A 14,247-nucleotide genomic window follows, 5' to 3' on the forward strand; every position below is an offset into this window, starting at 1 on the left:
TATCGCTTATCAGGTAAACTTTAGCGCACTTTTTTCGGGTATGTGACCTAGCCTAACCTGGTCGCGCTACCTTCAATGTTTTTTGTCTGAATTTCGATGCAGGTGAACGTGAATAGTCTTAAACATATTCGTAACTTTTCCATCATCGCCCACATCGATCATGGTAAATCTACTCTGGCAGACCGCTTTATTCAATTTTGTGAAGGGTTAAGCGACAGAGAAATGAAACAGCAGGTGCTCGATTCAATGGATCTTGAGCGCGAGCGTGGCATAACAATTAAAGCCCAAAGTGTAACGCTTAACTACACCTCTTTAGCAGGTGAAACTTATCAGCTTAACTTTATCGACACACCAGGCCACGTAGACTTCTCTTATGAAGTTTCGCGTTCTTTAGCGGCTTGTGAAGGTGCTTTGTTAGTGGTTGATGCCGGTCAGGGCGTAGAAGCCCAATCGGTTGCTAATTGCTACACAGCCATAGAGCAAGGCTTGGAAGTGGTTCCCATTTTAAATAAGATGGATTTACCCCAAGCCGACCCCGACCGTGTAGCACAAGAAATTGAAGACGTTATTGGCATAGATGCCACCGATGCAGTGCGCTGTTCGGCTAAAAGCGGCCTAGGCATTCAAGATGTGGTCGAGCGATTAATAACGCAAATCCCACCACCAGAAGGTGATATTGATGCGCCCTTACAAGCGCTGATTGTCGACTCTTGGTTTGATAACTACCTAGGCGTGGTTTCTTTGCTGCGTATTAAAAACGGTACGCTGAAAAAAGGCGACAAGATTTTAATTAAGTCCACAGGTAGAACTTGGGATGCTACGGGTGTAGGTATTTTCACACCTAAGCGAGTTGAAACTGGCAGCCTAAAAGCCGGTGAAGTGGGTTATTTAGTTTCAGGCATTAAAGAAATTCATGGTGCGCCAGTCGGCGATACTATTACACACGCTAAAACGCCTGATGTAGCGCGTTTACCTGGTTTTAAGAAGGTTTCGCCGCAAGTTTATGCCGGATTATTTCCAGTATCGGCTGAAGATTTTGAAGAGTTCCGCGATGCGTTAGATAAGCTATCACTCAACGATGCTTCGCTATTTTTTGAACCCGATAGCTCAGAAGCGTTAGGTTTTGGTTTCCGTTGTGGCTTTTTAGGTATGCTGCACATGGAAATTGTGCAAGAACGCCTAGAGCGAGAATATAACCTTGATTTATTAACAACTGCGCCAACCGTTAGTTATGAAGTAGTTATGAAAAATGGTGATGTGCTAAAAGTTGATAATCCGACGCATATGCCAGACCCTGCGGGTATTGCTGAAATGCGTGAACCCATTGCGCGTTGCACTATTTTAACGCCACAAGATATGGTGGGTGCGTGCATTACTTTGTGTACCGAAAAACGTGGACATCAAGTAGAAATGCTTTACTTGGGCAACCAAGTGCAGTTGGTGTATGACATTCCTTTAGCTGAAGTGGTATTAGACTTTTTTGACCGCTTAAAATCTGCTTCACGGGGATTTGCATCCTTAGAATACAGTTTTAATCGTTTTGAACCTGCTAGTCTGGCCCGTTTAGACGTGTTAATTAATGGCGAAAAAGTAGATGCGTTAGCTTTAATTGTTCACCGCGACTTAGCCGTTGGTAAAGGACGCAGCCTAGTCGAAAAAATGCAAGAGCTGATTCCACGGCAAATGTTTGATGTGGCGATTCAAGCCGCTTTAGGTGGGCAAATTATTGCGCGTTCTACGGTAAAAGCATTGCGTAAAAATGTCATCGCTAAATGTTATGGTGGTGATGCGAGCCGTAAGAAAAAACTGCTAGAAAAACAAAAGGCGGGTAAAAAACGGATGAAGCAGGTTGGGCGAGTGGAAATTCCACAAGAGGCTTTCCTTGCAGTTTTGCAGGTTGATAACTAGGAACTTAATCACTTATGCATCTGGATTTCTCACTTATCCTAGTCGTAGCAACCCTGGTAACAGGGTTGGTTTGGCTGTTAGACAAGTTAGTCTTTAAAAAACGTCGGGTCGCCAATAGCTTCCATCAAAAAAAACCGGGTGTTGTGGTGGAGTATGCCAATTCATTTTTTCCAGTGTTGGCATTGGTTTTAGTTTTGCGTTCGTTTTTATTTGAACCTTTTCAAATTCCATCCGGTTCTATGCTGCCTACGCTGAAAATTGGTGATTTTATTCTGGTTAATAAATTTAGCTATGGCGTGCGTTTGCCGGTTGTTAATACCCGAATAATTCCCGTTAATAATCCCAAGCCTGGCGATGTTGTTGTTTTTCGTTACCCTTTGGATAAACGTTTAAATTACATTAAGCGCGTTGTTGGTGTTGCCGGTGACAAAATCAGTTACCACAACAGCACCTTGCACATTAATGGTCAAGCCGTTAAGCGTGAACTGTTAGCAAAAAACACTGTTGAGTCACCTAAAGAAGAGTTATGGCAAGAACAACTAGGTGAAGCGATTTATTCGGTTTATAACTACCCAACGCCTACTTATAATTTTCCAGAAATAACCGTACCTGAAGGCTATTATTTTGTGATGGGTGATAACCGTGATCACAGTAACGATAGCCGTTTTTGGTGCCAAGCCCAGCCACAAAATGAAACCGGTTGTTTAATTATTCCAGGTTATATTAATGACCGTGGTGCGCCGCTGGTCATGGGTTTTGTTGCTGAAGAAAACTTAGTGGGTCGCGCTTTTGCCGTGTGGATGCATTGGCCAGAACTGTTGAGCTTGCCACAATTTAGTGCGATCCGCACAATCGAGTAATTTGAGTGAAAGAAAACCTGAAACCATTAATTAGGGCGATAGGCCATACGTTTAACGACCCAGCCCTACTCATTTTAGCGTTAACTCACCGCAGCTTTAGTAATAATAACAATGAACGTCTAGAGTTTTTAGGTGATTCAATTGTTAATTTTATTATCGCTGAAGACCTGTATCAGCGTTTTACACAAGCACGCGAAGGGCAGTTATCACGCCTACGTGCGCGTCAAGTAAAAGGCATCACACTTGCCGAAGTTGCTAGGGAGTTTAATCTAGGTGATTACCTGCGCCTTGGATCAGGCGAACTTAAAAGTGGCGGTTGGCGACGCGAATCCATTCTTGCTGATGCACTTGAAGCCGTTATCGGGGCTATTTACCTTGATGCAGGCATGGACGTTGCTAAAGAGCGCATTTTAAGCTGGTTCGCGGTGCGTTTAGATGCCATGAGCTTAAATGATACTCAAAAAGATCCAAAAACGCGGCTGCAAGAATATTTACAATCGCGTCAAAAACCCTTGCCTATCTACGATGTTATTCACGTTGAAGGCGAAGCCCACGCACAAATGTTTACCGTTGAATGCGTGATTGAACAATTAGATTATCGACCCCTAGGCATAGGTTCTAGTCGTCGATTTGCCGAGCAAGAAGCCGCTGAAAAGGTTTTGCAGGCATTAGAGGTTAAAGTTAAATGAGTATTAGTCGCTGTGGTTATGTTGCCCTTGTTGGTCGCCCGAATGTCGGTAAATCAACGTTACTAAACCGTATTCTAGGTCAAAAAATAAGCATTACCTGTAAAAAACCCCAAACCACCCGTCACCAAATTATGGGAATTCACACGGAAGATGATGTACAAACCATTTACGTTGATACCCCCGGTATGCACGTTGCTGAAGGCACACGCGATAAAGCCATTAACCACTATATGAATGATGCCGCTAAACAAGCTTTGCGTGATGTTGATGTTGCCGTGTTTTTAATTGATCGTACTAAATGGATGCCAGAAGATCAGTTGGTTTTAGAGCGCTTAACTTACCTAGAATGTCCGGTTATTTTAGCGATTAATAAGGTGGATTGGTTGGACGATAAAAGTACGCTGCTGCCTTTTATTGAAGACGTTAGCAAAAAACATGATTTTGCCGCCATTGTGCCTATTTCTGCTTTAAGCGGTAAAAAAGTGAATACTTTAGTGCATGAAATTGAAAAGCGTTTACCTGAAGGCGAGCACTTTTACCCAGAAGACCAAGTGACGGATCGTAGCCTGCGTTTTCTAGCCTCTGAACTGGTTAGAGAAAAAATCATGCGTCAGCTAGGTGAAGAGTTGCCCTATTCAGTGACTGTTGAAATAGAGCAGTTCAAGCAAGAAGGCCGTATCTTGCACATTCATGCCTTGATTTTAGTCGAGCGAGAAGGTCAGCGAAAAATTATTATTGGCGACAAAGGTAATCAATTAAAACTGATTGGGCGCGATGCCCGTTTAGATATGGAAAAAGCTTTTGAAACCAAAATTATGCTTAACCTTTGGGTTAAAGTTAAAAGTAACTGGTCAGACGATGCCCGTGCGTTAAAAAGCCTAGGTTACACTGGGTTAGATTAATACCCATGTCATCAACTTGTGATTTTCAACCTGCATGGCTATTGCATTCCCGTCCTTATTTAGAAACGAGTGCTTTAGCTTGGTTGTTAACACTAAAAGATGGGCGTTTAAATGCGGTTGTACGTGGTGTACGCACTAAAAAAAGCCGTTACCGTGCTTTGCTGCAACCTTTTACACCCTTGCAAGTTAGGATTAAAGGTCATCAAGAGTTAAAAAAACTGGCTGACCTAGAAGCCACTTCAGCGCCCCACTGGTTACAAGGTGAAGCGCTGATTTGTGGGCTGTATGCCAATGAATTGCTTAGCCGCTTGTTGCTAGCAGGTCAAGCTTGTCCAACTTTATTTCGTGATTATTCACTGCTGCTACAACTACTAAATAACAGTGAGCAACGTGAACCAGCTTTACGACGCTTTGAGTTAAGTCTGCTGGATCATTTAGGTTATCCCCTTGTTTTTACTGATACTCAGGGTAATGCCCTAGTGGAAGAACGCTTGTATCGCTGGCTGCCTGAACACGGTTTTTTAGTTATTCATGGTATAGCAGAATCCAATACCCGTATTTACAGGGGTGCAAATTTATTAGCCATAGCAAACGATGACTGGCGAGAAAAACTAACACGACAAATCGCTAAAGCCCTTACACGCCAGTTGTTACAGCCCTTGCTAGGCTCTAAACCTTTACACAGTCGGCAACTTTTTTTACACATGAAAAAGCCTAGCCTGACATAATTTTTGCTTGAATCAATCTTAAAAGTAGAACTTAAAAATGGAGCTTAAAATGAGTCAGCGTTTATTGCTTGGCGTAAATATTGACCACATTGCGACCCTGCGCCAAGCGAGGGGCACACGCTACCCAGATCCTGTATTAGCAGCACAACTTGCCGAACAAGCCGGTGCTGATGGCATTACTTTGCACCTGCGTGAAGACCGCCGCCATATTCAAGAACGCGATGTTGAACTAATTAAACAAGTGCTGCACACGCCCATGAACTTTGAAATGGCGGTGACTGAGTGGATGCTTAGCTATGCAGAAAAGCTACAAGCTGAGCACGTTTGTTTAGTGCCTGAGCGCCGCGAAGAACTGACCACCGAAGGTGGTTTAGACGTTGCAGGTCAGCTAGAAAAAATAACCGCTGCCATTAAGCGTTTAGCCGCAGTAGGCAGTGAAGTGTCGTTATTTATTGATGCTGATTACAAGCAAATTGATGCGGCTGTTACAGCCGGTGCGCCAGCGATTGAGCTGCACACGGGTGCTTATGCTGATGCTCAAGCGCCTGAATTGGTTGCCAAAGAACTAAAACGCATTCAAGAAGGCGTTGCTTATGCATTAAGTAAAGGCTTAATTGTGAATGCTGGCCACGGTTTGCATTACCATAACGTGCAAGCCATTGCTGCCATTCACGGCATTAATGAATTAAATATAGGCCATGCCATCATTGCGCGTGCTGCTTTTACGGGTTTAGCCGAAGCCATTAAAGCAATGAAAGTCATTATGTTAGCGACAAGGGCTTCATGCTAGCCAGATTTACTCAAACGTTTGCGCCTTACCGCGATAGGCGTATGTTAACCCTTTTAATACTTGGGTTTTCAAGTGGTTTACCTGCGCCTTTAGTTTTTTCTAACCTATCTATCTGGTTAAGGGACTTGGGCGTTAGCCGCACTGAAATCGGCTTGTTTGCTTTAGCTGCTACGCCCTACGCGCTTAATTTTTTATGGGCACCCTTGGTCGACAGATTACGTTTGCCGTGGTTTTCGGCCCGTTTTGGTCGCCGCCGTGGTTGGGCATTATTTACCCAAAGTCTATTAATGTTGGCCATTTTTTTACTATCGCTGACTAATCCTGCACAAAATTTAATGCTGGTTGCTTTGGCAGTGTTGTTTGTGGCTTTTATGTCCGCGACTCAAGATATAGTGATTGATGCTTATCGTATTGAACTTTTAGAGCCGCATTTATACGGTGCTGGCTCTGCTGCAGCCATTTGGGGCTGGCACTTAGGTGGTACTTTAGTGGGCGCTGCGGGTGGTTTATACCTAGCAGAATATTTTGGCTGGAATACGGCTTATGGTGTGTTAGCTGCTGGTATTTTAATTGGTATGGTTGCCGTGTTGTTTAGCCCTGAACCTAAGCCGTCTATTTCTGCAGCAACCTTGGCTGAAGAGTCGCGTGTATTAGCAAACCTAGACCGCTTTAACGCATTGCCCAAGCATTTACGCGCAGCAATGGGTTGGTTTTACGTCAGTTTATTAGCGCCTTTTGCTGAATTTACGCGCCGTAAAGGTTGGCTGTGGATACTTGCCTTTATTTTTATTTTTAAACTTGGTGATGCGTTACTAGGGCGAATGTCGGGCGTATTTTACCGAGAACTCGGTTTTTCTTTATTAGAAATTGCAGACGTTTCTAAGCTGTATGGCTTTGGTGCCAATATTATTGGTATTTTGCTGGGCGGAATTTTAGTGGCGCGAGTGGGACTGCTAAAAGCATTGTTTGTTTCTGGCTTGGCCACTGCCACGACCAACCTTACCTATGCTTGGTTAGCTGCTTCAGGGCAATCGTACGCCATTTTTGTTATAGCCTTGATCGCCGATAATTTCACCACTGGATTAGTCACTGTCGCCTTTGTTGCTTACCTTTCTAGCTTGTGCAACTCCGCTTACACTGCCACCCAATATGCACTGTTAGCATCCCTAGGTAATTTAGCTAGAATTTGGTTATCGGCTTCAAGTGGCTGGATGATTGATAAACTTGATGGTGATTGGTCTGTTTTTTTTGTATTAACGGCTATTATTGCTTTAGTTGGCTTACCGCTGTTATTAGTATTAATTTACAAGTTTCCGGTTATACCGCCGCCTACTTTTGAAAGCCAAACCTCTGAAGCTGGATTCAAGAAAAATGGAGTTAGTGACCCATGATTCGCCAGTTATTCCAGCCACGTAAAAAAAATGACTCAGTTAATTTAAGGGCAAGGGTTTCGCTAGAGCGTGAAGGGAACGAACAGATAAAACGTATTAGCCAAGTTGTGCATCGTATTCACTGGACGCGCACCATTTTAGGTATTATGTGGACAGCAGGCCCTGTAACTATGCTGGGTTTATTAGGTGGCTTTTACCTAGCCTATGGCAAAGTTCCACCAGCTCAAACCCTGTTGTACTTTTTTACTTTTACTGTTTTATCCGCTTTAATCGCTTTTTTTGCCAAAGTGATTTATGACATGACACGCGGCCACCTTGTTGAACAAGCGCAACAAGACGTGACGGAAGCCATTGATAAACTCGCTGATTTAATTCTAGCCGTGCGTGATTTAATTGTTGGTAGCCACGAAGAAGATGTCAGGCAACGTGAAGCGGCTTTACAACTGCTGCGCCGCATTGAGTTAACCCCTGATGGTGTTGCCTTTGCTGCTCAAGAGTTAACCGGCGATAGTGAGTTAGCAAAAATTTTAGGTCGTGTTGAAACCTATCGCCGCGCGGGTTTGTACTCACGTGTGCGAGATTTAAACCGTCAACACCGTGAGCGTATAGAAGCTGCCTTGCAGTGGCTTAACGAAGCCTCACCAGAAGCGGCTAGCGTATTAAGAGAACGTTTTAGTGGCGAAGCTCCGCAGCTAGAAAAGGGTGTGCCGCGTGATGAATTTTTTATCGAGCGTGTATTAGCCGCTATTGAAGAAGACAACCTCTTGTTAATGACGCTACAAGATGTTGAGGAAATGCTAATTCTAGCCTTTGAGCTGGTCAATGGCCGTGAAATACCGATGCTGATTTTTAGTTATTCGGGTAAATGGCGATTAGCTAGAGCTTTAGATGATTTAGAAAAAAAACGCAGCCATTACCGAATAACACAAGCCAGTGGTAGTAACCGTATCCGTGCTTTGGCAGGCTTTTTAGTAGAAACCGATGAAGCGATTCACGAACAATTACCCTATGGTACTTCTGCACACGAATTAATCGGGCGCATTGAAGTAATTTTAGATCAAATCGCTTCGGATGTTTTGGCGTTAGTTGAATTATCCAGCCAAGGACGTTTAGAAAATACCACCGAATTACGCAGTAAAGCGGACGTTTTGTCTAAATCATTAATTTTGTACAAAGCTTCACGGCAAGGTTATCAGCAGCTAGGCCGCGCTCATGCGGCTTTAATTGATGCATCAGAAAGCTGGAACAGCTTAACCTCACATTTTGATCAAGTGAATCAACTAAGGTTTGGGCCGGGTCGCAGCGGTTTACGCATTATTGAACGGGTTGTTTCATTGGCCGATGAACAAAAAATTGCGGTGTGTCAGCACCTAGTAGGTTATTTGCAAGGTGAACAATTAGAAAAACGTGGACGGCGCTTTTTTACGCGCCGTGATGGGCGTTCACGGCCTTTAACCCTAGAAGGTGCACGGCAATTAGCGGTTGAAGTGGCGCTTGCTTTAGAACCACACATTCAGCTTTCGCGTCCAGAAATTCAACGGGGCTTAAACGCAACTAATGCCACTTATTTAGGTGGTTTAGAACCTGATATGAGTGCTGCTGAAAAAGCGGCTTTAGGCGCAGCGATGGCCAGTGAAGTACAGCAAGATATGAGCCATGCAGCAGAACGATTGGCTGTCGCTTTAGTTAAACACTACCGCGTCGATTTAACGGAAGAAGCGCGTGACTTTTTAATTGATGCTTATGGCGCAAGGTTACAAATGTTAGAAATGCTTTCTAACTATGAAACTAATACGATAAACAGTCCGGTCAGTTTTTTAAGCTTACGTCCACCGCTGGTTGTTGCACCTAAGCGTGAATGGTATCGGGCATTAATTAAAGCAAGGCAGGAGTTAAGTTAATAATGGAGCAAATGATTTACGTTTTGGGTGCCGGGTCTTTGGGCTTACTTTACGCCTCACGCTTAGCCCGCACTGGTAAAACGGTGACTTTATTAGTTAAACCCAGCCAATCTAATGCGTTAGGTTTAGGCATTACTTTGCGTGAAGGTGAAGCGGCTTTGGCTAAGCGGGTTTTTGTTCGTGTTAAAAGTGAAGCCAACGCTGAAATACAAATTAGTCAGCTGATTATTGCTACTAAAGCGGGGCAAGCCACAGCAGCACTTAATAAATGGAAAGCGTGTTTGGCAGACGATGCAGAAATTTTAATGCTTCAAAATGGTTTGGGTAGCCAAGCTGAAGTAGCGGCAATGCTTACGCCGCAGCAAACCTTGTTAGCTGCAAGTGTGACCGAAGGTGCTTACTTAGAAGAAGTAGGCGCAGTGGTTCATGCGGGTAAAGGTAAAACATTACTAGGGCGTTGGAGTGGTGCTAATAAAACAGCGGTGGCACATTGGGTCAGCCGTTTAACCATTGCTGGGCTAGCGGCTGAGTCAGTGGATGCTATACGCCCAGTGTTGTGGCACAAACTCGCCATTAATTCAGTGATTAATCCTTTAACCGCCATTCATAACGTCGAAAATGGTGCGCTAGCCAGCCGTGATTATAAACCTCAAGTTGACGACTTGTGTTTAGAGTTGTTGCAAGTATTTAAGCGATTAGGCATTGCCGAACCAGAAGGTGGGCTGGCATCACGAATAGAACAAGTTATTATATCGACCGCTGCTAATCGTTCATCCATGCTGCAAGATTTGGATAAAGGCAAGAAAACTGAAATTGATTATATAACGGGTACTTTATTAAAAGTGGCAACTTCACTTAAATTAGCGTTACCTACGCACCAAGCCATGTATAACGCGGTTAAAGCCGCCGAATAGCACTAGAATCTACTTTAATGCGTTGCTGCTGTTGCAATAAGTTTAATAACAAAATAACGCGCTCATCGCCGTTTTTACTGGCAAAAATAGCGGTTAAACCTTTTAATGGGCCTTTATCAATCAATACTTGGTCGCCTGTTTCGAATTGTTGTTCTGGTGCAGATTGAATACGCTGTTTGAGTTGTTTAATCAAATTATCAGCTATTTTTACTGGTGTACTACCAAAGGCAACTAGCTTTAATACGCCACGCGTAGAGCGTATAGGTCGCCAATTATCCGTAACATTGTTTAGGTGAATAAATAAGTAATAGGGAAACAAAGGTTCATCAACAAGCTTTAATTTACCTGCACGCGGCTTTTCAATCGCTATACAAGGATGAAACACTTCAAATCCTTGGTTTTGTAAATTTTCTGCGGCACGAAAAGACTCTTTTGCTTTGCATTGAATTACATACCAGCTGCGTTTCGTCATCGTTACTCCAAAACTTAGGGCGTTATCCTTATCGACAAGCTTAACTGGCAGCAAGAAAATCACTTGTCAGTTTTAGCAGCTTTAACCCAGTGAGGTTATACTAGCGCCATAATAAATTTTAGTCTTTATATTCATTTTTTTATTAGGAGTTGTTATGCCGTCCTTTGATGTCGTTTCAGAATTAGATAAACACCAAGTGACTAATGCTGTTGACCAAGCTAACCGTTTAGTCGGTAATCGCTTTGATTTTAAAGGCGTGAATGCCCGTTTTGAACTCACTGGCAAAAATGAAGTGATTCTTCATGCTGAAGCTGAGTTTCAAGTTAAGCAAATGGTAGAAATCTTACAGGCTGAATTAATTCGTAAAGGCATTGATGCTGCTTGTATGGAAGAAGGTAAGGTTGAAGAGGCGAATAGAACAGCGCGTATGCCGATAAAATTACGCGAAGGCATTGAAACTGAGTTGGCTAAAAAAATCGTTAAAATGATTAAAGATGCCAAACTAAAAGTTCAAGCGCAAATTCAAGGCGAACAAGTGCGCGTTACGGGTAAAAAGCGTGATGATTTACAAGAAGTGATGGCGTTATTGCGTGGCACAGAATTAGAGATGCCGCTGCAATACATTAACTTTCGAGACTAATGTTAAACACTCAATGTTAATAGGTATTGGTACTGATTTAGCAAAAATAGAACGCTTTGCCGCAATTTTACAAAGACGCGGTGTGGCTATAACGCGCCGTTTGTTAACGGCCAATGAGCAGGCGGCTATGCAACAAGCCGCCAGTCCAGCGGCTTTTTTAGCCAAGCGTTTTGCGGCAAAAGAAGCCTTGCTTAAAGCGTTAGGTACAGGCTTGCGAAATGGTTTAAGTTGGCAGCACATAGAAGTCAGCAACGATGAGTGGGGCAAGCCTAGCATTGAACTTAATGGCGAAGCTTACAAGTTAGCGGCTGCAAAAGGCGTAAAATCCATTCACCTTTCTATTACTGATGAAAAAGACATGGCTTTGGCTTTTGTGGTGTTGGAGCGTTAGGTATGCAACTTTAATCATCCAACATCACTAAATGCCGGTTATTTTCAGGGTGATAATAAGCCGTTAACTCTGCTTTATAGACACTTGAAATGCGCTGCAAGTCTAAAACCTCAGCAGGTTTCCCCAAAGCTTGCACCTTGCCTTTATCTAACAGCAATATCTTGTCTGCAAACACACTGGCAAGGTTTAAATCATGCAGCACACACACCAAGCTCCAGTTATGCTGTTTTACTAAAGTTTTTAACTGCCTAAAAATTTGTTGTTGCTGTCCTAAATCTTGCGCTGACATGGGTTCGTCCAGCAGCAATAAAGCCCTAGGCACTGCCCAAATTTGTGCTAACACCCTAGCGAGTTGCACGCGTTGGCGTTCACCACCTGAAAGGCGCGTAATTTTACGCCCCAGCAATTCATAAGCACCGGCAGCTTGCATTGCCTGAATGACTAAAGGTGAATCGGCTTGGTCATCACCCCAAGCATAACGCCCTAACGCCACCACCTCTTCTGTTAAAAAATCAAAACTTAACGGGTTAGATTGCTCCATTCGTGCACGATTTCTAGCCAACTCTGCAGGTGACCAAGCACTTAAAAGCCGGTCGCCCATCATAACTTGCCCACTTGTTGCTTTAATTTCACCCGTCAGTAGGCTAAGTAACGAAGACTTCCCCGCACCATTTGGGCCACACACCGCAAGAATCTGGCCGTCATAAAGGTCTAAGCTCATCGGTTGTAAGCGCCAGCTATCCGGCTTACCTAAACTAATTTCCCTAGCAGTAAGCACTGGCTGTTTAGCGGTTTTTTGCGTCATACATCACCTCGGTTACGCCCACGCGCTAACATCCATAAAAAATAAGGGCCGCCAATTAAACTGGTTAACAAGCCAACAGGGATTTCAGCCGGTGCAGCAAGGGTTCTTGCCAAAGCATCTGCAAGCAGCAGTAAAATAGCACCACCCAAAGCAGAGGCAGGCAATAAAAGCCGATGTCCCGGCCCCAAAATCATGCGCAACATATGTGGAATCATTAAGCCTAAAAAACCAATAATGCCAGCTAAAGCCACACTGACACCCACCGTTAAAGCTGTGCCTAGCACCACTTTTTGGCGTAGTTTTTTAGCATCTAAACCACTGTCTACGGCGGCTAAATCGCCGAGTTGTAAAACATCTAATTGTTTACGCACCGATAGCAATAAAAACAAACCGGGCAGCATCACCAAAGCACCCACAGCCAATTCACTGCCACGCACAAAGCCCAAACCACCCATGCCCCACAAACTCATTTGGCGAAGCTGTTGATCATCAGCCACATAACTTAGCAAACCATTAAATGCACCTGCCAGTGTATTAATGGCTAAACCTGCCAATAATAGCCACAGCATATTGCCGTGCCCATTTTGTCCTAAGCGAAAAATCAGCCAACAGGTTAACCAACCGCCAACACAGGCAATTAACATTTGTCCTTGCCAAGTCCATTGGTCGGGTAAAAAAGCAGCAAGTGGAAAGACAATCCACAAACCCACCGCCAAACTTGCGCCACTCGACACCCCAAGCAAACCTGGGTCGGCCAAAGGGTTACGAAATAACCCCTGCATGGCTGCACCCGCCAGCGCCAAACCACTACCCACTAACATGGCTAGTAACAAACGGGGAAGGCGAACGGCTGTCCAAATCTGCCAATCATAACTGCTCATACTGCCAGTAATGAATTGCCAAGGGCCCAAGGCTAGCGTTCCGGCTTGGGATGCCAGTAAAACGGCAATAAAGAGCACCAAGAAAAGTAACAGTAATGCACGTGGCGCAGGTTTTAATGCTAGCAAGCGATTCATTGCCTCAGCTGCTCCACTGCGGTACGCAAATCTAGCACTGACTGCGCTGTACGTGGGCCAAAGCCAAGGAAGGCCAAATCATTCACCACCACCAGTCGCTTGTGTTCTGCTGCTGGGGTTTGCTGTAAACCGGGCAATTGCCAAACCTTAGCTTCGCCACCCAAGGCCGTTAAACCGGCTTCGGTTAAAATTAACGTAGTGGGCTGAGCCGCAATAAGACCTTCAGCACTAATCGGTTTATAGCCTGTAATACCCTGAATGGCATTATTCAAACCCGCCAACTGCATTAAGGAATCAGCACTAGAACCTTGCCCTGCTACCATCGGCGCACCCATACCGGCATGGCTTAAAATAAACACACCGTTTAACTGTTTAAACGCTATCAACTTAGTGAGTTGTTCACGTTGCTTAGCTAAATCAGCCAATAAGGGTTTGGCTTCTTTTTCAAGATTGAGTGCTTTAGACACGGCTTTCACTTTTAAATCAACACCGTCTAAATCTTGCTGATAAGGAATGCGGGCTACTTTAATGCCAGCGGCTTCAAGCCTTTCTGCTAAAGGTGCAGGGCGTGCAGCATCACTTAACAACACTAAATCAGGCTTAAAGGATAAAATCCCCTCTAAAGAAAGTTGACGTAAATAACCCACATCCGGCAAATCATTAACCGATTCAGGAAACATACTGGTGGTGTCTCTAGCCACTAATAAATCGCCTGCACCCAGGGCATAAACAATTTCTGTGACATCACCACCCAAACTAATCACGCGCTGGTCAGCTAAGCTAGTTAAGGGCAACAGCAAAGCAAGCCCAGCAACTAGCCGGGCAAACAGTTGAGTCATA

15 protein-coding genes are annotated in these 14,247 nt (G+C 44.1%); 11 read left to right on the forward strand and 4 right to left on the reverse strand.

The window, feature by feature from the left end:
* Positions 1 to 96: 96 nt before the first annotated feature.
* From lepA to VJY63_RS03670, 9 genes are read left to right on the forward strand one after another with little or no spacing between them, the layout of a single operon-like run.
* Entirely contained in the window at positions 97 to 1,908 is a 1,812-nt protein-coding gene (lepA, locus tag VJY63_RS03630; RefSeq protein WP_324048388.1) for a translation elongation factor 4, read from the forward strand.
* A gap of 20 nt (positions 1,909 to 1,928) precedes the next feature.
* Entirely contained in the window at positions 1,929 to 2,768 is an 840-nt protein-coding gene (gene lepB, locus VJY63_RS03635) for a signal peptidase I (protein ID WP_324048444.1), read from the forward strand.
* Positions 2,769 to 2,773: 5 nt separating this feature from the next.
* On the forward strand, positions 2,774 to 3,457 hold the full coding sequence (gene rnc / locus VJY63_RS03640) for a ribonuclease III (RefSeq protein ID WP_324048389.1): 684 nt from the start codon (positions 2,774 to 2,776) through the stop codon (positions 3,455 to 3,457).
* A complete protein-coding gene (era, locus tag VJY63_RS03645) occupies positions 3,454 to 4,359 on the forward strand; it encodes a GTPase Era (protein ID WP_324048390.1) in 906 nt (301 codons plus the stop codon). The genes rnc and era overlap by 4 nt, the downstream gene beginning before the upstream one ends.
* A 5-nt stretch (positions 4,360 to 4,364) precedes the next feature.
* Positions 4,365 to 5,087 (forward strand): DNA repair protein RecO, encoded by a 723-nt coding sequence (recO, locus tag VJY63_RS03650; RefSeq protein WP_324048391.1) that lies wholly within the window; start codon positions 4,365 to 4,367, stop codon positions 5,085 to 5,087.
* A 49-nt stretch (positions 5,088 to 5,136) separates the two neighbouring features.
* On the forward strand, positions 5,137 to 5,877 hold the full coding sequence (gene pdxJ / locus VJY63_RS03655; protein WP_324048392.1) for a pyridoxine 5'-phosphate synthase: 741 nt from the start codon (positions 5,137 to 5,139) through the stop codon (positions 5,875 to 5,877).
* On the forward strand, positions 5,871 to 7,268 hold the full coding sequence (locus tag VJY63_RS03660) for an AmpG family muropeptide MFS transporter (protein WP_324048393.1): 1,398 nt from the start codon (positions 5,871 to 5,873) through the stop codon (positions 7,266 to 7,268). The genes pdxJ and VJY63_RS03660 overlap by 7 nt, the downstream gene beginning before the upstream one ends.
* Complete coding sequence (locus VJY63_RS03665; protein ID WP_324048394.1) at positions 7,265 to 9,169, forward strand: hypothetical protein; 1,905 nt, start codon at positions 7,265 to 7,267, stop codon at positions 9,167 to 9,169. The genes VJY63_RS03660 and VJY63_RS03665 overlap by 4 nt, the downstream gene beginning before the upstream one ends.
* A 2-nt stretch (positions 9,170 to 9,171) precedes the next feature.
* On the forward strand, positions 9,172 to 10,083 hold the full coding sequence (locus VJY63_RS03670) for a 2-dehydropantoate 2-reductase (protein WP_324048395.1): 912 nt from the start codon (positions 9,172 to 9,174) through the stop codon (positions 10,081 to 10,083).
* Here VJY63_RS03670 and rfaH read toward each other — a convergent pair.
* Positions 10,067 to 10,555, reverse strand: a complete 489-nt coding sequence (rfaH, locus tag VJY63_RS03675) for a transcription/translation regulatory transformer protein RfaH (RefSeq protein ID WP_324048396.1) — start codon at positions 10,553 to 10,555, stop codon at positions 10,067 to 10,069. The two genes, VJY63_RS03670 and rfaH, sit on opposite strands and share 17 nt — an antisense overlap.
* Positions 10,556 to 10,709: 154 nt before the next feature.
* Here rfaH and VJY63_RS03680 point away from each other — a divergent pair, with 154 nt between their 5' ends.
* Positions 10,710 to 11,195: a YajQ family cyclic di-GMP-binding protein gene (locus tag VJY63_RS03680; RefSeq protein WP_324048397.1), complete on the forward strand. Its 486-nt coding sequence runs from the start codon at positions 10,710 to 10,712 to the stop codon at positions 11,193 to 11,195.
* A gap of 13 nt (positions 11,196 to 11,208) precedes the next feature.
* A complete protein-coding gene (locus VJY63_RS03685; RefSeq protein ID WP_324048398.1) occupies positions 11,209 to 11,586 on the forward strand; it encodes a holo-ACP synthase in 378 nt (125 codons plus the stop codon).
* A gap of 10 nt (positions 11,587 to 11,596) precedes the next feature.
* On the opposite strand, the gene VJY63_RS03690 is transcribed toward VJY63_RS03685, so the two are convergent.
* Genes VJY63_RS03690 through VJY63_RS03700 form a run of 3 tightly spaced genes read right to left on the reverse strand, consistent with a single transcriptional unit; the run spans position 11,597 to position 14,246 of the window.
* Positions 11,597 to 12,391 (reverse strand): heme ABC transporter ATP-binding protein, encoded by a 795-nt coding sequence (locus tag VJY63_RS03690; RefSeq protein WP_324048399.1) that lies wholly within the window; start codon positions 12,389 to 12,391, stop codon positions 11,597 to 11,599.
* Positions 12,388 to 13,407, reverse strand: a complete 1,020-nt coding sequence (locus tag VJY63_RS03695) for an iron ABC transporter permease (protein ID WP_324048400.1) — start codon at positions 13,405 to 13,407, stop codon at positions 12,388 to 12,390. The genes VJY63_RS03690 and VJY63_RS03695 overlap by 4 nt, the downstream gene beginning before the upstream one ends.
* Positions 13,404 to 14,246 (reverse strand): heme/hemin ABC transporter substrate-binding protein, encoded by an 843-nt coding sequence (locus tag VJY63_RS03700; RefSeq protein WP_324048401.1) that lies wholly within the window; start codon positions 14,244 to 14,246, stop codon positions 13,404 to 13,406. Before VJY63_RS03700 ends, VJY63_RS03695 begins: the two co-directional genes overlap by 4 nt.
* Between the last annotated feature and the right edge of the window lies 1 nt (position 14,247).

It is taken from the genome of Marinospirillum sp. (assembly GCF_035271045.1).
In the GTDB taxonomy this organism is placed as follows: domain Bacteria; phylum Pseudomonadota; class Gammaproteobacteria; order Pseudomonadales; family Halomonadaceae; genus Marinospirillum.

What these genes read in the sequence shown, in the direction of transcription:
- recO (WP_324048391.1), top strand. Translation starts at nt 4,365, where the DNA reads ATGTCATCAACTTGTGATTTTCAACCTGCATGGCTATTGCATTCCCGT.
- era (WP_324048390.1), top strand. Translation starts at nt 3,454, where the DNA reads ATGAGTATTAGTCGCTGTGGTTATGTTGCCCTTGTTGGTCGCCCGAAT.
- rfaH (WP_324048396.1), bottom strand. Translation starts at nt 10,555, where the DNA reads ATGACGAAACGCAGCTGGTATGTAATTCAATGCAAAGCAAAAGAGTCT.
- VJY63_RS03700 (WP_324048401.1), bottom strand. Translation starts at nt 14,246, where the DNA reads ATGACTCAACTGTTTGCCCGGCTAGTTGCTGGGCTTGCTTTGCTGTTG.
- VJY63_RS03695 (WP_324048400.1), bottom strand. Translation starts at nt 13,407, where the DNA reads ATGAATCGCTTGCTAGCATTAAAACCTGCGCCACGTGCATTACTGTTA.
- VJY63_RS03665 (WP_324048394.1), top strand. Translation starts at nt 7,265, where the DNA reads ATGATTCGCCAGTTATTCCAGCCACGTAAAAAAAATGACTCAGTTAAT.
- VJY63_RS03680 (WP_324048397.1), top strand. Translation starts at nt 10,710, where the DNA reads ATGCCGTCCTTTGATGTCGTTTCAGAATTAGATAAACACCAAGTGACT.
- VJY63_RS03670 (WP_324048395.1), top strand. Translation starts at nt 9,172, where the DNA reads ATGGAGCAAATGATTTACGTTTTGGGTGCCGGGTCTTTGGGCTTACTT.
- VJY63_RS03690 (WP_324048399.1), bottom strand. Translation starts at nt 12,391, where the DNA reads ATGACGCAAAAAACCGCTAAACAGCCAGTGCTTACTGCTAGGGAAATT.
- VJY63_RS03685 (WP_324048398.1), top strand. Translation starts at nt 11,209, where the DNA reads ATGTTAATAGGTATTGGTACTGATTTAGCAAAAATAGAACGCTTTGCC.
- pdxJ (WP_324048392.1), top strand. Translation starts at nt 5,137, where the DNA reads ATGAGTCAGCGTTTATTGCTTGGCGTAAATATTGACCACATTGCGACC.
- lepA (WP_324048388.1), top strand. Translation starts at nt 97, where the DNA reads ATGCAGGTGAACGTGAATAGTCTTAAACATATTCGTAACTTTTCCATC.
- VJY63_RS03660 (WP_324048393.1), top strand. Translation starts at nt 5,871, where the DNA reads ATGCTAGCCAGATTTACTCAAACGTTTGCGCCTTACCGCGATAGGCGT.